Consider the following 21,000-nt stretch of genomic DNA (forward strand, 5'->3'; position numbering starts at 1 on the left):
GTTTTGTATTGCTCTCAGTTTGCATTAACTTTGCAGGGGAAAAGAGGAAATGATATGGAGTTCAGGACAAAAGTTAAGATAGACAAGCCCGACTTTGAGATTGAGCCTTTTGAAGACATGCTCTTTGTTGGTTCTTGCTTTGCCGACAACATAGGCAAGCGGTTTGTCGAAGAGAAGTTTAATGCCGTGGTTAATCCTTACGGCGTGATGTATAATCCGGCAAGCATCCTGCATACCGTGGCACGGAGCGAGGCTGCGCCGCGCGTGGCACTGATGACACTCGGAACAAATCATGTATATATACTGAACGAAACAGGCGAGATAGTGGACAACTGCGCAAAACGTCCGCAGAGACTGTTCACGGAACGCGAACTCACGATAGACGAGTGTGTAGGCTATCTTTCTGAAGCAGTGGAACTGTTGACCGGAAGAAATGCCGACGTGAAGGTGATAATTACCGTCAGTCCGATACGTTACGCCAAGTATGGCTATCACGGCAGCCAGCTGTCTAAAGCCACGCTGCTGCTCGCCGCCGACCTCATGGTAAGGAAATATCCCGGCAGGGTTACATATTTTCCTGCCTACGAGATTGTAAACGACGAACTTCGCGACTATCGCTTCTATGCCTCCGACATGCTCCATCCTTCACAGCAGACCGTAGACTATATATGGGAACTGTTCTCAGAGGCTTATTTCTCGCCGGCAGCAAAGCGCTTTATCGAAGAGTGGCGCCCCATAAAGGAGGCGTTGGGCCACAAGCCGTTCAGGCCCGACTCTGACGAATATAAGGAGTTTATGAATAAAACAATGTTAAAAGTTAAGGCTCTTTCAAAAAAATATCCGAAATTTGTACCTTAATTATGCACCCATGGCCGGCTTGAGTGTCTTGTTCAGGCTGTTTGGCCGGCTGTTAGGGTGCAGTGATGGATGCTTTGCCCGTGCGCGGGCATGTCCAGACGGCATGCAGCCCGGTGGTGCTGCAGTGTGGCCCGGCCGTGTCTTTATGTGGCTCTGAATATCTGTTACGTGTCTTTATTCTTTTCAATGACAAAGATTAAATAAGAAACAAAATAATATCAATTGAGATGGTTTACACAATTGAAAAAGTTACAACTCTTATAGGCGCGCGCCGTTATGGCGAGAGCGACGGCAACGTAAGATGGATTCTTACCGACAGCCGCAGCCTTTGTTTTCCGGAGGAGACATTGTTCTTTGCAATACGTTCCGAACGCAACGATGGTCATAAGTACATAGCCGACCTTTACAGGCGCGGCGTGCGCAGCTTTGTGGTAGAGGTGCTTCCGGCTGACTGGCAGAAAGACTATCCTGACGCCAACTTCCTGAAAGTGCCTTTTGCGCTTGAGGCCCTTCAGCGCCTTGCCGAACGCCACAGAGACGAGTTTGACATTCCGGTGGTGGGCATCACCGGAAGCAACGGCAAGACCGTTGTAAAGGAGTGGCTCTATCAGCTGCTCTCGCCCTCAATGACGGTTACGCGCAGTCCGCGCAGCTACAACTCGCAGATAGGTGTGCCCCTCTCGGTATGGCTGCTGAGCGAGCAGAGCCAGGTGGGAGTGTTCGAGGCAGGCATAAGCCAGCCCGGCGAGATGGAGTCGCTGCGCGACATCATACAGCCCACTGTTGGCGTTATCACCAATCTTGGTGCCGCCCATCAGGAAAACTTTAAGTCGATGGCAGACAAGTGTCATGAGAAGCTACGTCTGTTTTACGACTCAAAGGCCATTGTTTATCCTTACGACGACGAGGTGATAAGACAATGTGTTGAAAGCTACGACTATAAAGGCGAACAGATTGCATGGTCGGTGAAGGATCCGTCTGTAAGACTGTTCGTAAAGTCGGTTGACAAGAAAAACACACAGACCACCGTAACCTATGTGTTCAATGGCGTTGAGTCTGCCTACACACTGCCGTTTATCGACGAGGCTTCGGTTGCCAACTCAATAACATGTGCTGCCGTTGCGCTTCATCTTGGACTTACAGCTGATGAAATAGCACAGCGCATGCCGGCCATAGAGCCTGTGGCCATGCGCCTCGAGGTGAAGGAAGGACAGCACGGGTGCACACTGATTAACGACTCATACAACTCAGACGTCAACTCGCTCGACATAGCCCTCGACTTCATGAACCGCCGCCCCGACCATGAGGGACGCCGCCGCACGCTCATATTGAGCGACATATATCAGAGCGGTGAAGACGGCGACACATTATATAAAAAGGTGTCAGAGCTTGCCGTAAAGCGCGGCGTGCAGAAGTTTATCGGCATCGGTCCGGAGATAAGCCGTTGCGCCGATGAGATAATGATAGAAGAGAAGTACTTCTTTGACGACTGCAACTCGTTTATCGGAAGCATCGTGTTCAGATCGCTGCGCGACGAGGTGATACTGCTCAAAGGCTCGCGCAAGTTCTCGTTCGACAGACTTACAGAGCTGCTTGAGCAGAAAGTGCATGAAACGATACTGGAGGTGAACCTCAATTCTGTTGTAAAGAACCTGAATTACTACCGTTCATACATGAAGCCTACCACCAAGCTGGTGTGCATGGTTAAGGCTGATGCTTACGGTGCAGGATCAGTTGAGGTGGCAAAGACCCTGCAGGACCATCGCGTTGACTATCTTGCCGTTGCCGTTGCCGACGAAGGCGTAACGTTGAGAAAGAACGGCATAACGTGCAACATAATGATAATGAACCCGGAGATGACGGCCTTCAAGACAATGTTCGACTATAAGCTCGAGCCCGAGGTCTACAGCTTCCGCCTTCTCGATGCCCTCGTAAAGGCTGCACAGAAAGAGGGAATAACCGGATATCCGGTACACATAAAGCTCGACACAGGTATGCACCGCCTTGGCTTTGACCCGCGCTGCGACATGGACGAGCTTATCAGTCGCCTGAAGCATCAGAACGCAATAATACCGCGCTCGGTGTTCTCACACTTTGTTGGTTCAGACAGTGACGACTTCGACAACTTTTCTGCCATGCAGTTTAAGCTGTTCGATGAAGGCAGCAAGAAACTTCAGTCGGCATTCAGCCACAAGATATTGCGCCACATGGACAACTCAGCCGGCATAGAGCACTTCCCGGAGCGGCAGATGGACATGTGCCGCCTGGGTCTAGGTCTGTACGGCATCGACAGTCGCGACAATTCTGTATTGAATACGGTCAGCACGCTGAAGACCACCATACTGCAGATACACCACGTGCCGAAGGAAGACACAGTGGGCTACAGCCGTAAGGGTGTGCTCACCCGCGACAGCGTTATCGGTGCCATACCTATCGGATATGCCGACGGACTTAACCGCCGTCTGGGCTGCGGCCACTGCTACTGCCTTGTCAACGGCCAGAAAGCGCCTTATGTGGGCAACATCTGTATGGACGTGGCCATGATAGACCTTACAGGAATAGACTGTAAGGAAGGCGACACCGTGGAGATATTCGGCGAGCATCTGCCTGTAACGGTGCTGTCGGACGTGCTTGGGACAATACCTTACGAGGTGCTTACAAGCATAAGCAACCGCGTAAAGAGAGTTTATTTTCAAGATTAGGCTTTATTTTAAAGCCTTTTCTTGTTTATGGTGTTTATACTATTTTAACAAATACGGCTGTATCGGTTAAGAAAAAAAGTGTTACCTTTGCACAAACTATTGCTTGAAACAAAATACTATTAATCAAATAAAAATGAATCCTATTCAAACTACTAAAATGACCAACTTCCGTTGGGTAATTTGTGCTTTGCTTTTCTGCGCTACGACAGTCAATTATCTTGACCGTCAGGTGCTGTCGCTTACGTGGAAAGACTTTATAGCACCCGAGTTCCACTGGAATGATGCTCATTATGGCATGATTACCGGTTTCTTCTCTGTCTTTTATGCTGTGGCTTGTCTGTTCGCAGGTAAGTTTGTCGACTGGATGGGCATAAAGAAAGGATATCTTTGGGCTATCTTTATATGGTCGCTCGGTGCATGTATGCACGCAGGATGCGGCTGGGTTACTATGGAGGTTGAGGGCCTCGACTCAATAGAAGCTCTCCGTGCCGTTGAGGCTGGAAGCACAATGGCCGTTGCCATTGCAACGCTCAGCGTATGGCTCTTCCTCGTTTGCCGTGCCATCCTTGCTCTCGGTGAAGCAGGTAACTTCCCCGCAGCCATCAAGGTTACGGCAGAATACTTCCCTAAGAAAGACCGCGCCTTTGCAACTTCAATCTTTAATTCAGGTGCGTCTGTCGGCGCTTTGGCAGCTCCGCTTACCATCCCTGTCCTTGCCAAGCATTTCGGTTGGGAGATGGCATTCATCATCATCGGTGCGATTGGTTTCGTGTGGATGTTCTTCTGGGCACATCTTTATGAGAAACCTGAAAACTCTAAGAGAGTAAACAAGGCAGAGCTTATATATATCAATCAGGACGAAAAAGAGGAGCCTGCTTCAGCTGAGGCTAAAGAGGAAAAGACTATTCCGTTCATGCAGTGCTTCAAGTATAAGCAGACATGGTCGTTCGTTGTAGGTAAGTTCTTCACCGACGGTGTTTGGTGGTTCTATCTGTTCTGGGCTCCGGCTTATTTCTCAGACCAGTTCGGTTATGAGTCTTCTTCAACAATGGGTATGGCTCTTATCTTTGTGCTTTATCTCATTGTTACCGTATTGTCAATCTACGGCGGTTACCTGCCTAAGCTGTTTGTTGAGAAGAAGGGCATGGGTCCTTATGCAGGCCGTATGCGCGCTATGCTTATCTTTGCATTCTTCCCGCTGTTCGCGCTGTTCGCTCAGCCGCTTGGTGCAAATTCTGCATGGTTCCCCGCAATCATCATCGGTCTTGCCGGTGCAGGTCATCAGGCTTGGTCTGCCAACCTGTTCTCTACAATCGGTGATATGTTCCCCAAATCAACTATCGCAACCATTACAGGTATAGGCGCAATGGCCGGTGGTATCGGTTCACTGCTTATCAACCTCGGTGCAGGTGAGCTGTTCACTTATGCTGAGGGCATGGGTTCAGCCTTCTCGTTCCTTGGTATGGAAGGCAAACCGGGTGCATATATGATTGTATTCTGCATCTGCGCCGTTGCTTATCTGCTGGCTTGGGTTATAATGAAGGCCCTGGTTCCGAAGTATAAGCCAATCGTTGTTGAATAATAATCTTATTTAAGATAAATCCAAAGAGGAGAATGCGTAGGCGTTCTCCTCTTTTTTCGTATGTATATATATCCTTATTCTTTAGTTCCTGAAAAGCAGAAAACAGGTTAACGGCAAACTAATGATATTTTAACATTACAGAATAGGGGTATTTCCTGCCTTGCGTGTTAAATGATAAATTAATTATCTTAATACATATTTTAGTATGAAGAAGATTTTATTCACATCGCTTTTATTTTTGTCATTCTGTATGGTGGCAAAAGCGCAAGATTTCAGAGTGGGAGCAACGGCAGGTTATAATCTCAGTTCTCCGAGTGGTTATAATGCTCAGTCAGGTTTTCATGCCGGCCTAAAGGGTGAACTTGGCCTTCCGCAGTTTACAAAAGGACTTTATTTAGACTTTGGACTGATGCTGTCTTCTTATGGATGGAAGTCACCCAGTTATTATTACAGCGGATATAACATTTCCAGGTTAGATGAAACAACTAATAATAACACTTTTGATTATAAGTTCAGTCCTTATTATTTGAATATTCCGGTTCATATGGGATATAAGTTTTCCGTTGGGCGTAATGTAAGCCTGTTTGTTAATGCCGGACCATATTTTAACATCGGTCTGTTTGGCAAATCTACAATGACTGTTACAGATGGCAAGGGCACTTCCACGACGAAAAATGCATCAGACAATTTGTTCAGTGACAAAGTCTTAGAACGTTTCGACTGGGGACTGGGCTTCCGTGCCGGAGCAGAAATAGCCCGCCATGTTCAGCTTTCCGTTGGATATGATTGGGGAATGAAGAATGTTAATAAGACAGGCACAGACTGCAAAAACAGAACATTCACGGCGTCTTTTGCTTATTTATTCTGAAAAGTATATAAGTTCACTTAACGGGTGAACTTATTTTTTGCTGTTTTATCAAAGGGCAGTTTGCGGCTTGGCAATAAAAATAAAGCAAGTTTTTATTTTGTATCGCACTCGCCTTTCTTTATCTTTAGATAAGACAGGATGCGGTTCGGAAATAAAAATAAAACTTATTTTATTTTGTATTGCTCTCACCTTTCGCTGTCTTTAGACAAGACAGGATGCGGTTCGGAAAAGTCAAAAATAAAAACTACGTTTTATATTTGCCTTTTCACTCACCTTTCACTATCTTTAGATAAGATAGGATGCGGCTCGGTAATAAAAATAAAACAAGTTTTATTTTGTATTACTCTCGCCTTTCACTATCTTTGCGGACGTTTCGCGTAGGCGAAACGTTAATTTTTTTAATTATATCAAATTTTATGTACAAAACAATTTTCAACAAGCGTGAAAGCTTTAAGTTCTCTCGTTTCGGCAACAAGGGCTATTCGCTCTTTTCTTGCCTGGGCAGAGAGGTGCTTATCGGCACGCTTAGTGTTGCCACTCTTACCTATGCCAAGGCCGACGGCATAAGCACCAGGGTAGAGAAGGTGGACAGCACTATGCAGACGACCGGTGAGACCGTGATGCTCGACGAGGTGGACGTTACGGCTTCGCGCGCGCCGCTGACAGGAGGCCATGCGGCGAGAATTGTAAACGTACTCGGGCGCGACGAGATTGCCGCTGCCCCTGTGCAAAGTGTTAACGACTTGCTCAAGTATGCCGCAGGCGTGGATGTCAGGCAGCGAGGCCCTATCGGGGCACAGACCGACATCAGCATACGCGGAGGCACCAGCGAGCACATCGCCGTCTTGCTTAACGGCATAAACATCTGCGACCCGCAGACGGGGCACAACGCCTTAGACTTGCCCGTGGATATAAGCGAGATTGAGCGGATTGAAGTGCTTGAGGGACCTGCCGGAAGAGCCTACGGAACATCGTCGCTTGTGGGCGTAATCAACATTGTTACAAAGCTCGGAGCAAAAAGCAGTGCCGATGTTCATGCCGAAGGTGGCTCGTTTGGCTATCTGGCTGCCGGAGGACGTGTTAATCTGAAGCAAGACAAGTGGAACAATCAGCTGAGCGCGGGCTATACGCGTAGCGACGGTTGGCTGCGAAGCAAGAGCGGACGTCTAAACGCCGACTATGAAGGCGCGAGGGCATTCTATCAGGGACGTTATGATGACGACCACCTCACGATAGGATGGCACGCCGGAGTTAGCGACAAGGGATGGGGCAGCAATACGTTCTACAGTCTTCTGTCCGACGAGCAGTATGAGCATACCACAAAATATTTCACGGCCGTTCAGGCCGAGACGAAAGGAGGCAAGTTCCACTTCCGGCCGTCTATTTACTGGAACCGTTTTCAAGACCGTTATGAGTTTTACAGAGGAGCGCCCGACAAGTCGCCCTTCAACTATAACCGCACCGATGTGTTCGGACTTAACCTCAACAGCTGGTTCGACTGGATTTTGGGGCGCACAGCCTTCGGAGCCGAATTCCGCAACGAAGACCTTGTGAGCGGAAACCTCGGCGAGCCGCTCGACAATCCGATACACATCCACGGCACCGACCGCAACTATGCCTATGGCCTTAACCGAAGCAACCTCAGTTTTTATCTTGAACACAACGTCATACTTAAACGTTTCACCCTTTCCGCCGGCTTTACGGCCGTTAAGAACACATGGAACGAGATGCCGTTCAAGATTTATCCCGGCGTTGACGTCAGCTACAGGATAGGGCAGAACTGGAAGGTGTTTGCATCTTACAACATGTCGTTGCGCATGCCGTCGTTCACCGAACTTTATTATTCGGTAGACGGACACAAGGCCGACAAATATCTGAAGCCCGAGGAGATGAGTGCCGTTGAGGGAGGCGTCAGGTATGTTTCAGAAGGAATAACCGGTACACTGTCGGTTTATCATCATCACGGAACAAACATGATAGACTGGATAATGGATACTTCGCTCGGAGAGAATGCCGTGTGGACATCGGTTAATCACGCCGAGATAAATTCCACCGGCTTTGAGGCTTCGCTGAAGTTCCGCTTCGCCAGTCTGCTGCCACGTCAGGATGTGCTGCGCACGTTAAATGTGTCCTACAGCTACATCGACCAGAATCAGGACAAGGAGCCGGGCGTGCAGTCGCTTTATGCCCTCGAGTATCTAAGGCATAAGCTCGTGGCAGGTCTCGGCCTGCACATCGTGAGCGCCCTTAACCTAAATGTCAACTATCGCTATCAGTATCGCGTAGGGTCATACACCGATCCGCAGGGCGTGTCTGTCACTTATAAGCCCTATTCGCTTGTAGACGCACGTCTGTCGTGGGACAAGTCGCGCTACAGCGTCTATGTAGAGGCCAACAACCTGTTAGACGCCACCTATGTCGACTATGGCAACGTGCCTCAGCCCGGTTTGTGGGTTATGGCAGGAGTAAGATGGAACGTTTGGTGACATCAATAGACCTTTCAGCGTGTCTGTCTCCGTCTGCGTCAATAATGCATTGCTGTTGACAGCATGCTGAAAGACATAAAATAAGTGGGCTGTTTGCGTATCGTAAACGGCCCACTTTCGTATCAAAACTCGGCCACTTTTGCATCGTAACTCTATCGGTTTCAGTCCGAAAGCAAACGGCTTATTTTTGCTTAATGTATTTCTTTTTTTGTGATGTCGGCGTTTCGTAAGTGTAATTATTTTCTGATGTTTTGCTTACAATTTTCGGAGATGTTTTTGTCTGTCATTTGTTTTTAATAAATAAATCCCCTTTAATTGTTTGCCTATTTATTAATTTTTGTATATTTTTGCAAAAACTCCAAGCTAAACAGACATTTAGCAGAGATATTTGCCTGGAGTGTAGAACTGGAGGATAAAATTCGTAAATTTGGTGTTGAGAATGATGTCAGCTGTTTCAGACAGCATAAGTGTATAATGAGAATGAAAACTGTGACAAAACAAAAACTATGAAGAAAATCTATTACATTCTGCCAATCGTACTATTGGTTATGAACGTTCTGTCAGGCTGTACTGACAGCGAAGAGGAACAAGGTCCTGTGGTTGTTGAAGTTGATGACGAAGAGATGCTTCGTCAAGGTTGGAAATGGGCTGTAGCCTTGGACAATGACTTGCGGATGCAGTGCTCTCCAGATATTGTCAACGGAGGGTATGTCATGCAGATGACCGACATGGACAGTTATGATGCCGTATTTGTTTTCGACGACAAATGCCGTGTCAGAGAAGCGTGCATCAACTCAGTGTGGTATTATTTCTTTGTTCGTGATAACACTCTGAACGTCTCTTATTTAGGAGATTCTTGGATGCATGAGTCTTTCGACTTCAATGTGCAAGAACCAACTTCGGGAAATCCTTTTGAGAAAATGACCGAAAACCTTAAAGCCGTTTATAAGACAGTGTCTTTGCTGCCCATGCCTGTAAAGACGAACATCAACGACTTGTTTGCAGCCGTTGATAGAGGCGAATATAACACATCTTCTGCGCCTGACGATGACGCGGACATCAAAAACTTCTGTGAAGTTGTATATTATTACGAAGCGTGGAACCAAGACTTGCGTGACGACCTTTTCGGCAAAGGGCTGTTGCTGCATTATAAACATGAGCGTACAACATACAGCAATAAAATAGGAATAGCATTAGATCCTGTAAACAATAAAACGTTCAACCGCGGCTATGGCTCAGGCCGTTATGGAGAGGAGATGGATAACAAAGTATACTGCGGTCTGGTTTTCGGCAGCTCGCCTGATGTGGCGTTGGGTAACTACGAATATAAGACTAACCTGGTGCCGGCGGAGCCAGAGGACGGTTATGTTTGGGTGGATGTTCCGGAGAATATGGAGAGCAAAGCCTATTATGTCCGTGCTTTCATGGTGTCAGAGCAGGAAAAGGATAAGGTGGAGCGCGGCGAATACATACCGCCTCATCTTGTGCGCTTTGAAAAAGACGGTCCTGACAATTTGAAGATTTTTTATGGAGGCGAGATCGTGATGGATAATTTTGTGGTTGTCAACGAGCCTGTCGTAGATGGCGCGCTTAAAGTCAATCTGTCTGGCAATCTCTCTGTTCCTGACTATCTTTCGGAATCTGGATTTGAGCTGAATTTTAGATTGGTGGGAGACCATAGCGGTGAATATGTAAATATAGTCTCACCGGGCAAGATAGACGAACATATCAGTATATGGAAAAATTATTTCAAAGAGTTTGACACAGAGAACTTCATAGCCCGTGGCTACTTTGAACTTTCAGTAAATGTAGGCTGGGTGTGCCTTGGCGTTGTTCCTTTTACAGTAGTATATGACAAGAAACCGTATATCCGTTATACAAGTCTTACGCATGACGGCATGTCTGTAAAGATAAAAAGAAAAATAGACGGGGCATTATGGTTTGACGATGATGTGAATATAATGTGGGAAACCCCTAAAGGTCCTGTAGAATGTTCGTCTTATTTTGCCAGCGAAGGTGAGAGCGAATATAGCGAAGATATAGACGACACAAACCTTATCTCATATCAGAGGAAGGCTTCCGGCGAGTATATGGAAGTCACCATAGACGGTAAGACGTTAAGAAGCAACCGCCTGATTTTTGAGAGGGATGCTGACGGCATACGTACAAATATATATTTAGAGGAATAGACAAGGGATGCAAATTGTCGGCCGTATGGTTATTCTAAGTCCGTATAATGCGGATACGTCGATAGTATGTATTGTTGTCTGTTTGTAAAATTCTCTTTAAATACGCAGAGTAAAATAAGGAAGATGCACAAACCTTTATATTCAGGGCATCTTCCTTAATAATATACGTGGTGCAAGAATCCTTCTGTTTTTTTAGCCATTCCCGGATTTTATGCAAAGCTCAACAGCCGTAGTATTCTTCGTACAGAAGAATATGATTTGTGCATGCTTGTGCGCCTGCATTTTAAACCTTCAGAAATGAGCAATATGACCGGAATTCCGCTAAAGAGTGTTTCGGCTATGCATCGCCGTATGACTCAGAAGATTCTTGGACAAGATGGCTCACCAAAGGACTTGGATGAATTTCTCCTAAGCATAAAAGAATAGCATAAAGACTTGTAAGTTGTTGAATATTAAATATTTCAGGTGCTTGTAGATTTTTTGTAGATTAATTGTTGTAATAAATCTCTTATGCTTTATTGTTAAATTATTACTTTTGCTGAAAACAAAAGTGATGAAAAAAATTACGCAATTATTAGTTTCTTATGTCACAAAAAGTATTGGCGTGCGTACAATAAGCAGATGACATCTGTGGTTTGTTGAAGTATTGCCGTCAGGCGATTTCAATAAAATGACCTGTTGAAATCTGAAAATTTTGAATGGAAGACACTTTAAAAAACAATAGCACAATGAACAGAACTGTTTATTTTCTTATCGTCACATTGTTGACATTTATGTCTAATGCAGCGTCGGGGCAGGACAAAAGCATGAATGCATTTACCGGAACACTCATTGAAGCCGGCACCGACAAGCCCGTTGAAGATGGATATGTGGGCATTATGCAGGGCGACTCGCTTGTGTGGTTCGGCGCTACAGACAAAAACGGGCATTTCAGTGTCGACGGACTTGCAAAAGGAGAATACACGGTAAGTATCAGCGCGTTGTTCTTTAAAGATATGTCGGCAAGGTTAGTTGTGGGCGACACACTGAGAAACGTTGTATATGAACTTACACGTGAAGAAAAGAACATACAGCTCGACAACGTAACTGTTACTGCCGACCGCAGTCAGATTGTTACGCGCACAGCCAACGGACAGAAGTTCTTTCTGTCAGACAAGGCCCGTCGTCTGAGTAATCCTTTTGAGGCCTTGCAGGAAATACCATTGTTGATTTCCGACCCGGCGATGTCTAAAGTGACGATGCTCAACGGCAAGAGTCCGCTGGTGCTCATCGACGGCAACCGTATTAACTCGGGCATAAGTCCGATAAACCCTTCAGACATAGAGTCGGTTGAAGTTATCAACGTGGTGCCTGCACGCTATCTTCAGGAAGGCATCAGCGGCATAGTGAACATAAAGCTGAAAAAGAAGAAGGCACCTTATGTATGGCTCGAGGCTGCCACCCGTCACGACGTGCCTCTCGACAAAGGCATGGGCGTGTTCTATTTTGAAGTGGGCAATCCTAAATACAGCCTTTACGGCCGTGCCGCATATAATTATACATACCACGACGACATAGAGTCGGACATATCCAGACAGAACACCACATATGCCCAAAACTTCAGCGAGAAGACTCGCAGCAACGGCAATAGCGTGCTGGGCGAACTGCTGTTTAAATGGAGTCCTACACCGAAAGACTATTTTGCAGCTAACGCTTATGTCAACACTTCAGACACTAAGACCGACGGGAGCGGCGAGGGCAGCTTCAGTTCGGGCGAAGACATGGCTTATGCCTTCACGTCGCGCGACAGAAACGAGAACGTTATAGCCACCACGAGTCTTTATTATAAACATTCGTTTGCCGAAAGCAACAATCTTGAGGTGCGCATGGCATATAATTTCAACCGCAACGATTACAGTACAGAGCGCACCGACGTGTATGGACAAGACGTGTCGGCGTCTGATCTGATATACAACAGCCGGCGTAACTCGGGCATGCTCATGATTGACTATGCCCGCGACTACGACAACGGCAACTCGCTTACGCTTGGCAGCCGTACCTCACTGCTTTATGACAATATAGAGAACAACCATTATCCTGTGTTTCTGCACAACGAGTTAAACCAGTATCTTTACGGAGGATTCGGCGGAAAAATAAGGAGCGTTTACTATATGCTGTCTGCCGGAGTGGAAGGAATATGGCTGAAGGCTGCCGGCAAGACCAATCACTACTTCAAGCCGCGCGGCTCGGTTAGCGCAACATGGATGATAAACCGCAACAACTCGCTGCAGCTGAGCTACACGCTGAGCAACACGGCGCCATCGGTGTCGAACCTTAATCCATATAACATTTCTGCCGACTCGCTTGTCGTGGAGTGCGGCAACCCTTACCTGAAGCCGCAGACCATGAATTATATAGGTCTAAGCTATACCTACAATTGCGGCAACCTGTATCTGACGCCGGGAACTTATTACAAGAGGATAACCGACATGATTGAGCAATACGGATTTACCGACAACGGCATTTATACAAATACCTATGAAAACATGGGACATTTTTCGCAGGCACAGGCCGGACTCGACGTCAGTTACCGTCTGCCGTGGGGCCGTGTGTATGGTGGAGGCGGATGGTATGCCAACTATTTTACGGGACAGTCGCCTCGTCATATGGCCTACGCAAGTTTCGGATTTAATCTGCGGTTTAACAAAGTTTCGTTCTATGGCAATCTGAACTATAATAACCGCGACTTCAGCGTTAATTCTTACACGCAGTATTATCGTCCGAGTTATGCCCAGGTGCAGGTCAACTATAATTTCACTCCCGACTTTTATATTGCGCTCGCCCTTCAGCATTTTACGGGCGAATTGCGCACAAAGACCGTGATGGACGACGGCAGTTACCATTCAGTTACCAACACCCGCTATAAGGAGTGCTGTCTGCGGCCGTGGATACTCATAAGATACACGTTCCGAAAAAATCAGAAACGCAAGATTAAACTTGAAAAAGTGTTGAACAGCTATGAAAAGGGCATATCCATAGAGCGTGAGAAATAATTATATGGGTAATTAAGACACGCAGTTTTTTAATTTTGTTATTGCTCCCGTCTTTCTCACTTTTCTGATAAAACAGACTACGACATTGCAATACAAAATTAAAAAACTGCGTTTATTATTTTGTACCGCTCTCGCCTTTCACTATCTCTTAATAAGATAGGATGCGGCTCAGCAATAAAAAATAAGCAAGCTTCTTTTTGTATTTCTCTCACCTTTCACTATCTTTGCAGATGATTATTAGCCAAGGAAATGAAGAAACATAATATAACAGTCTTACTATTACTATTGTCGATGTTTTCTCTTTTTGCGCATGCTCAAAAGCCGAGACCGGAGAGGCCGAGGATTATCGTGAGCAGCGATATTGGAGGCACCGACCCTGACGACAACCAGTCGATGATTCACCTGCTTATGTATAACGACATGTTCGACATAGAAGGACTTGTCTCGTCGCCTTCGTTTGGCAACGGCTCGGCAGACGAAATAAGGCGCATGATCGGCATATATGAGAAAGACTATGACGGGCTGAAGAAACATGTGGCCGGACTTATGCCGCCCGACTCGCTGCGCCGTATCTGCAAGCAGGGAAGGCGCGGGCTGGCGCCTTTCAAAGGCTACGATGAGCCTACGGAAGGTTCAAAATGGATAGTGAGACAGGCGCGCCGGCAGAGCGACCGCCCGCTGTGGATACTTGTGTGGGGCACGCTCGAGGATGTGGCACAGGCCTTGCACGATGCGCCCGACATAAAGGACAAAATAAGGATATATTATATAGGCGGACCAAACAAAAAGTGGGGCGTAAACAGCTATGCCTATATAGCAGAAAATTTTCCGGATGTGTGGATGATAGAAAATAATGCCACATACCGCGGACTGATAGCCGACGGCAAAAGGGACGGAGAGGCCGACAGCCGTTATTATGAACGCGTGATGAGCGGGGCAGGACACATGGGTGCAGACTTTATAAACTATTATAAAGGTAGGGTAAAGATGGGCGACACGCCTTCGCTGTTGTATATGATGGACGGCAATCCTGACGATCCGGAAAAGGAAAGCTGCTGGGGAGGAAGTTTCAGACGCACGGCATATACGTCGCGCAGGGTGTTTGAGCGTGCAACAACGCTTAACGACACCGTGCCGGTTTATTCTGTGATTGAGCTGCATATGAAGGGGCCTGAACAACTCGACATTGATCAGGATTCTGTATGCTTCACCGCAACTATCGACCGCCAGGCATGGCCCGGGTATTATTTGGGCAACGGGCTTTATGCCGTGAGATATTCGCCAAAGGCTCCTGCAGTGCTTAGTTACACTGTGAGTTCTGGTATAAAAGAACTTGACGGACAACATGGCACATTCGTTGTTGACAGAATGTGGCCGGGCAAGCGTTGTAAGGATGACTATGCCGTTGGCGGCAACTGGTTCACAGACCGTGACGATAAAGAGTATTTTGAAGGTCCGTGGCAAGGAGCCGGACTGATAAGAAAGCAGCGCCATGAAATACTTGAAGATTGGGCAGAGAGATGGAACTGGCTGAAAGACAGATGATTACATTCTGCTTGCTGAAAAAGACCCTTCTTGTAAGACGTGAAAATCAGCCAGTTAAACATTCTGTGGTAAAGAATAAGTTTCATCAACGTGCTGAATCTCTCTATTATTCAACTAGTTGCGAAAAATAAGATTCTGAGTTGACTTTTTTGGTGAACTTTTTAGAGCTTTAAACGGGAAAAATATTCCGAAAAGTATTTCTTTTTATGAAAAAATGTTCGTAGATTTGCACCACTCAAATTACTTCTGCCATCATGGAAAATAATAAAATTTACTCTTTTGAAGAGGCCTATCAGGCTTCTTTGGCCTATTTTGGCGGTGATGAACTCGCTGCCAGAGTGTGGGTAAACAAGTATGCACTGAAAGACAGTTTTGGCAACATCTTTGAAAAGTCGCCCGCCGACATGCACTGGCGTATAGCCAACGAAGTGGCCAGAATTGAAAATAAATATAAAAATCCGATTAGTGCCGAGGAAGTGTTCGAACTGCTCGACCATTTTAAGTATATCGTTCCGGCAGGAAGCCCCATGACGGGTATAGGCAACCATCATCAGGTGGCATCTTTGTCAAACTGCTTTGTTATCGGTCTTGACGGCGATGCTGACTCTTATGGAGCCATACTGCGTGTTGACGAGGAGCAGGTGCAGCTGATGAAACGCCGCGGAGGCGTTGGCCACGACCTGTCTCACCTGCGTCCGAAAGGTTCGCCTGTGAACAATTCGGCACTGACATCTACCGGACTTGTGCCTTTCATGGAGCGCTACAGCAACTCTACACGCGAGGTGGCACAAGACGGACGCCGCGGAGCTCTCATGCTCTCAGTGAGCATAAAGCATCCCGACAGCGAGGCTTTCATCGACGCCAAGATGACCGAAGGCAAGATAACAGGTGCTAACGTGTCGGTAAAGATTGACGACGAGTTTATGCGCTGTGCCACGGAAGACAGAGAGTATGTTCAGCAGTTCCCCATCGACAGCGCCACACCGCAGGTGACAAAAGACATCAGCGCGCGAAAGCTGTGGGAGAAGATTGTACATAACGCATGGAAGAGCGCCGAGCCCGGCGTGCTGTTCTGGGATACGATAATACGCGAGAGCATACCTGACTGCTACGCCGACCTGGGCTTCCGCACCGTGTCTACCAATCCGTGCGGCGAGATACCTCTCTGTCCTTACGACTCATGCCGTCTGCTGTCTATCAACCTTTATTCTTATGTGGTTAATCCTTTCACAGACAAGGCATACTTCAATTATGAACTGTTCCGCAAGCATGTTGCCCTGGCTCAGCGCATAATGGACGACATTGTGGACATGGAGCTTGAGAAGATAGACCAGATAATGGCTAAGATAAAGACCGACCCGCAGAGCGACGAGGTGAAGAGCGCAGAGTATCACCTGTGGGAGAAGATAAAGAGAAAGAGCGGAATGGGCCGCCGTACAGGCGTGGGCATCACGGCCGAGGGCGACATGATAGCTGCCATGGGGCTGCGCTACGGTACGCAGGAGGCAACCGATTTCTCTGTTGAGGTGCACAAGACATTGGCGCTTGCTGCTTACCGCTCGTCAGTGGAAATGGCCAAGGAGCGCGGTGCTTTTGAAATTTATGATACTAAGCGCGAGGAGAACAATCCGTTCATCAACCGTATAAAGGAGGCCGACCCGCAGCTGTATGAGGATATGGCTAAATATGGCCGCCGCAACATAGCCTGTCTGACCATTGCGCCTACGGGCACAACCAGTCTGATGACGCAGACAACAAGCGGTATCGAGCCTGTATTCATGCCTGTTTATAAGCGTCGCCGCAAGGTTAACCCGAATGATGCCGATGTGCATGTTGACTTTGTCGACGAGGTAGGCGACTCGTTTGAAGAGTATATCGTTTATCACCGCAAGTTTATCGAGTGGATGAAGATAAACGGCATTGACACTGAGAAGAAATATACTCAGGAAGAACTTGACGAACTGGTGGCCAAGTCACCTTATTATAAAGCAACAGCCAACGATGTCGACTGGCTGATGAAGGTGCGCATGCAGGGTGCAATACAGAAATGGGTAGACCACAGCATCAGCGTAACCATAAACCTGCCCAATAATGTAGATGAGGCTTTGGTAAACCGTCTTTACGTTGAGGCCTGGAAGTCAGGATGCAAGGGCTGCACCGTATATCGCGACGGTTCGCGTTCAGGCGTGATGATAGCCGTAGAAAAGAAGAAAAAGAACAACGACGACAATCAGAAGAAGCAAGCTCCGCTGTGCCGTCATCCCGAAGTTACCGAGGTAAGGCCTGCCGTGCTCGAGTGTGATGTCGTGCGTTTCCAGAATAACAAGGAGAAATGGGTTGCGTTCGTAGGCCTTCTCAACGGATATCCATACGAGATATTCACAGGTCTGCAGGACGACGAGGAAGGCATCGTTCTGCCGAAGACTGTAACAAAGGGTAAGATTATCAAGCATAAGGACGAAACCGGCAAGAGCCGCTACGACTTCCAGTTTGAGAACAAGCGCGGATATAAGACCACTGTTGAAGGTCTGAGCGAGAAGTTCAACCCAGAATACTGGAACTATGCAAAGCTTATTTCAGGCGTATTGCGCTATCGTATGCCTATAGAGCATGTTATCAAGCTCGTTGGTTCGCTGCAGCTTAAGAGCGAGAGCATCAACACATGGAAGAACGGTGTTGAGCGTGCCCTGAAGAAGTATATTGTTGACGGCACAGAGGCCAAGGGACAGAAATGTCCGGTGTGCGGTCAGGAAACTCTCGTTTATCAGGAGGGATGTCTTATATGTAAAAACTGCGGCGCATCACGCTGTGGATAAATCATAAGATGATTATGAAACTGGTCTCAGGTTTTATATGTCTTAACGACTTGCGCTTTTTTGCCCGTCACGGCGTGCTCCCGCAAGAGCGCGAGACGGGCGGCGAGTATGTCGTCAATCTTCGCGCAAAGTATCCGCTCGACAATTCGCTTGAGAGCGACGACGTAGCCGACACGCTTAATTATGCTGAGATTTTTGAAATCATAAATAAGGAGATGCAAAAGCCTTCCTGCCTGCTCGAACATGTGGCGGGCAGGATAGGCAGGCGCATATTCAGTCAGCTACCTCTTGTTGAGGCCATAGACATATCTGTGGCAAAGATAAATCCGCCGATGGGGGCTGATATTGGCAGCGCATCGGTTGAATTACACTTAATAAATGATAAAACTATTTGACTTATTGCAGTTTTTCTGCAATTTATAACTACCTTTGTATCTGTAATAAAGCACTCATGATAAAAAAGATAATATTCTTTCTGTTGGTGTTAGTGTCTTTCTCCGCAGCTGTATTCGGCGCGGACAAACCTTTCACGCTTGTTATCGACGCAGGGCACGGAGGACATGACTCGGGTGCAAAGGGTTCTTTCTCTTACGAAAAAGACATTAATCTTAATGTGGCTTTGGCCTTTGGCCGATACGTAGAGCGCAACTGTCCCGACGTAAAGGTTATTTACACGCGCAAGACCGACGTGTTTGTTCCGTTGCACAAGCGTGCCGACATAGCAAACAAGAACAAGGCCGACGTGTTTATCTCTATACACACAAATGCGCTGCCGGCAGGACATATAGCACGCGGACTTGAAACGTACACGATGGGTATGAGGCGTTCGGACGAAAAGCTGAGTGCGGCAAAGCGTGAGAACTCTGTCATCATGATAGAGAAGGACTATAAGGAACGCTATGAAGGCTACGATCCTAATTCTCCCGAAAGCACAATCATGTTTGAGTTCATACACGACCGTAATATGTCGAAGAGCGTAGAGCTGGCCAAGTATGTGCAGAGCAGCGTTTGCTCAACTGCCGGACGACAGAACAAGGGCGTTAAGCAGGACGTGTTCCTGGTGTTGCGAGAGACTTCCATGCCGGCGTGTCTTATTGAACTTGGCTTCATAACAACGCCCGACGAGGAGCGCTTCCTCAATGACAAAAACAACATAGACAAAATGGCAAAGGGCATATATCAGGCCTTTGTTAAATATAAGGACAAATACAATAAAGGCTTTACTGTTCCTTACAGCTCACCTAAAGATAATAGTATAAATATCCCGTCCATTGTGCCTGATGACGGCAATGATGAAAAGGAAAAGCCCCAAACACGCAAACAGACAAGGCGCAGGACAGAAACGCCGCGTCCTCGTGTAGAGGAGCAGCCGAAGGAAAAGGCGGACAGTGACAGTAAGGAAAAAACACAAGAGGTTGCCGACGAACCTGTGGATAAGCCAGTGTTTAAGGTGCAGATATTGGCAAGCAGCCGTATGCTGCGTCCCGGCAGCAGCCAGTTTAAAGGGCTTGAGAATGTAGAATCTTATAAGGAGAACGACCTTGTGAAATACACCTATGGTTCGTCGACCGACTACAATGAGATTTATCGTCTGCGCAAAACGATTCTCGACAAGTTTCCCGAAGCGTTTATCATAGCATTCAAAAACGGAAAGAAAATGAACGTCAATCAAGCAATACGTGAGTTTAAGTCTAAATAGAAAGGAGATTAAATTATGAAGTTTTTAACAAAAGAAATAAAGATTGCCTTAGTAGCCGTGTGCGGACTAGTGATACTTTTTTTCGGAATGAATTTTCTTAAAGGACTGAATCTGTTTTCATCAGCCAACAAATATTATATCTCGTTCAAGAATATCAGCGGACTATCTTCTTCAAGTCCGATTTATGCCGACGGATATAAGGTGGGCGTGGTGAAAAACATAAAATATGATTATAATAAGTCGGGCGAGATAATGGTCGAGGCTGACATTGATCAGGAACTGCGCATACCTAAAGGCAGTAGTGCTGAGATCGTTAGCGATATGCTCGGCAACGTAAAAGTAAACTTGCTGTTGGCTACAAATCCGAGAGAACGCGTGATGCCAGGTGAGACAATTATGGGCGGAATTAACGATGGCGCATTGGGAAAAATGAAGGATATGGTGCCGGTGGTTATGGGTATGTTGCCAAAGCTCGACTCTATCGTTACCACTCTCAACATCTTGCTGGCTGATCCTGCCATAGCACAGTCGCTGCATAATGTGAATACCATAACGGGTAATCTTACTGTAACCACTACACGCATAAACACTCTCCTTGCCGGACTCAACCGAAGTGTTCCCGGTGTGGTTAGCCGTGCAGACAGTACACTATACAATGCCAACCTTCTTGCAAAGAAACTCAACAATATCGATGTTGAAGGCACTATGGCTAAAGTTGACGCAACACTGGCTAATGTGGAAGAACTTACAGCCAAGCTTAACAGTAATGAGGGTACGATAGGACTGCTGATGCGTGATCCGTCATTATATAACAATCTTAACAGCACTATGCGCTCGGCTGACTCTTTGCTTATTGACCTCAAGGCTCATCCCAAACGCTATGTTCACTTCTCACTTTTTGGAAGAAAGGACAATTAATAAGGATGTAAAAGCCTGTCTATAGCCATTGCAGAGACAACGTTTGCAGGCATTTGCTGTTAAATTATCATCTTGCTTTGAGCTAATTTAAAATTTGTCTAAATAATAAAATATGTTCCGAAACGATTGACAAATCTTTCGGAACATATTAGTATATACCACTTTCTGACTTTTCCCGCCTTATACACATCGATATTGCCCGTACCTTTTCTGTAGTGTGCAAGTCGCTATCTTTCAGGTACTTATAAATATGCAAGTGGCAATATTACATTAATGTTTCAAAACACGCCATAAAATGCCTTATT

Annotated in this window: 12 protein-coding genes; all 12 read left to right on the forward strand. The window is 46.7% G+C overall.

The genetic code is table 11. The features are described 5' to 3' along the window. The first annotated feature begins 54 nt into the window (after window positions 1-54). The 12 genes from ACZMIG_RS01385 (at window position 55) to ACZMIG_RS01440 (ending at window position 20,695) form a co-directional block, all read left to right on the forward strand. Window positions 55-858, forward strand: coding sequence for a GSCFA domain-containing protein (locus tag ACZMIG_RS01385; RefSeq protein WP_487888892.1), 804 nt, complete (start codon window positions 55-57; stop codon window positions 856-858). A gap of 227 nt (window positions 859-1,085) precedes the next feature. Further along, complete coding sequence (locus tag ACZMIG_RS01390; RefSeq protein ID WP_487888893.1) at window positions 1,086-3,560, forward strand: bifunctional UDP-N-acetylmuramoyl-tripeptide:D-alanyl-D-alanine ligase/alanine racemase; 2,475 nt, start codon at window positions 1,086-1,088, stop codon at window positions 3,558-3,560. A 133-nt stretch (window positions 3,561-3,693) separates the two neighbouring features. Further along, entirely contained in the window at window positions 3,694-5,142 is a 1,449-nt protein-coding gene (locus ACZMIG_RS01395) for an MFS transporter (RefSeq protein ID WP_021855063.1), read from the forward strand. Between the two features lie 205 nt (window positions 5,143-5,347). Beyond that, complete coding sequence (locus tag ACZMIG_RS01400; RefSeq protein WP_487888894.1) at window positions 5,348-6,010, forward strand: porin family protein; 663 nt, start codon at window positions 5,348-5,350, stop codon at window positions 6,008-6,010. Between the two features lie 416 nt (window positions 6,011-6,426). Next, window positions 6,427-8,496 carry a TonB-dependent receptor plug domain-containing protein gene (locus ACZMIG_RS01405; RefSeq protein WP_302697878.1) on the forward strand — a complete coding sequence of 690 codons (2,070 nt, stop codon included), beginning with the start codon at window positions 6,427-6,429 and terminating at the stop codon, window positions 8,494-8,496. 506 nt (window positions 8,497-9,002) lie between these two features. Beyond that, on the forward strand, window positions 9,003-10,685 hold the full coding sequence (locus tag ACZMIG_RS01410; RefSeq protein WP_487888895.1) for a hypothetical protein: 1,683 nt from the start codon (window positions 9,003-9,005) through the stop codon (window positions 10,683-10,685). Between the two features lie 728 nt (window positions 10,686-11,413). Further along, window positions 11,414-13,717 (forward strand): TonB-dependent receptor, encoded by a 2,304-nt coding sequence (locus ACZMIG_RS01415; RefSeq protein WP_487888896.1) that lies wholly within the window; start codon window positions 11,414-11,416, stop codon window positions 13,715-13,717. A 348-nt stretch (window positions 13,718-14,065) separates the two neighbouring features. Next, window positions 14,066-15,262 (forward strand): nucleoside hydrolase-like domain-containing protein, encoded by a 1,197-nt coding sequence (locus ACZMIG_RS01420; RefSeq protein ID WP_487888897.1) that lies wholly within the window; start codon window positions 14,066-14,068, stop codon window positions 15,260-15,262. Between the two features lie 254 nt (window positions 15,263-15,516). Then, the gene (locus ACZMIG_RS01425) at window positions 15,517-18,078 is read left to right on the forward strand and encodes an adenosylcobalamin-dependent ribonucleoside-diphosphate reductase (protein ID WP_487888898.1); all 2,562 of its coding nucleotides are present in this window, start codon (window positions 15,517-15,519) and stop codon (window positions 18,076-18,078) included. Between the two features lie 14 nt (window positions 18,079-18,092). After that, window positions 18,093-18,473 carry a dihydroneopterin aldolase gene (gene folB / locus ACZMIG_RS01430; RefSeq protein ID WP_021855056.1) on the forward strand — a complete coding sequence of 127 codons (381 nt, stop codon included), beginning with the start codon at window positions 18,093-18,095 and terminating at the stop codon, window positions 18,471-18,473. A gap of 56 nt (window positions 18,474-18,529) precedes the next feature. After that, window positions 18,530-19,777, forward strand: a complete 1,248-nt coding sequence (locus ACZMIG_RS01435; protein WP_302352093.1) for an N-acetylmuramoyl-L-alanine amidase family protein — start codon at window positions 18,530-18,532, stop codon at window positions 19,775-19,777. A 15-nt stretch (window positions 19,778-19,792) separates the two neighbouring features. Further along, complete coding sequence (locus tag ACZMIG_RS01440) at window positions 19,793-20,695, forward strand: MlaD family protein (RefSeq protein WP_021855054.1); 903 nt, start codon at window positions 19,793-19,795, stop codon at window positions 20,693-20,695. Window positions 20,696-21,000: the final 305 nt, after the last annotated feature.

Source organism: Xylanibacter sp., from assembly GCF_057607445.1.

Bases quoted from the DNA above. Each gene is read 5' to 3' on its own strand.
- ACZMIG_RS01385 (WP_487888892.1), top strand. From the start codon at position 55: ATGGAGTTCAGGACAAAAGTTAAGATAGACAAGCCCGACTTTGAGATT.
- ACZMIG_RS01390 (WP_487888893.1), top strand. From the start codon at position 1,086: ATGGTTTACACAATTGAAAAAGTTACAACTCTTATAGGCGCGCGCCGT.
- ACZMIG_RS01395 (WP_021855063.1), top strand. From the start codon at position 3,694: ATGAATCCTATTCAAACTACTAAAATGACCAACTTCCGTTGGGTAATT.
- ACZMIG_RS01400 (WP_487888894.1), top strand. From the start codon at position 5,348: ATGAAGAAGATTTTATTCACATCGCTTTTATTTTTGTCATTCTGTATG.
- ACZMIG_RS01405 (WP_302697878.1), top strand. From the start codon at position 6,427: ATGTACAAAACAATTTTCAACAAGCGTGAAAGCTTTAAGTTCTCTCGT.
- ACZMIG_RS01410 (WP_487888895.1), top strand. From the start codon at position 9,003: ATGAAGAAAATCTATTACATTCTGCCAATCGTACTATTGGTTATGAAC.
- ACZMIG_RS01415 (WP_487888896.1), top strand. From the start codon at position 11,414: ATGAACAGAACTGTTTATTTTCTTATCGTCACATTGTTGACATTTATG.
- ACZMIG_RS01425 (WP_487888898.1), top strand. From the start codon at position 15,517: ATGGAAAATAATAAAATTTACTCTTTTGAAGAGGCCTATCAGGCTTCT.
- folB (WP_021855056.1), top strand. From the start codon at position 18,093: ATGAAACTGGTCTCAGGTTTTATATGTCTTAACGACTTGCGCTTTTTT.
- ACZMIG_RS01435 (WP_302352093.1), top strand. From the start codon at position 18,530: ATGATAAAAAAGATAATATTCTTTCTGTTGGTGTTAGTGTCTTTCTCC.
- ACZMIG_RS01440 (WP_021855054.1), top strand. From the start codon at position 19,793: ATGAAGTTTTTAACAAAAGAAATAAAGATTGCCTTAGTAGCCGTGTGC.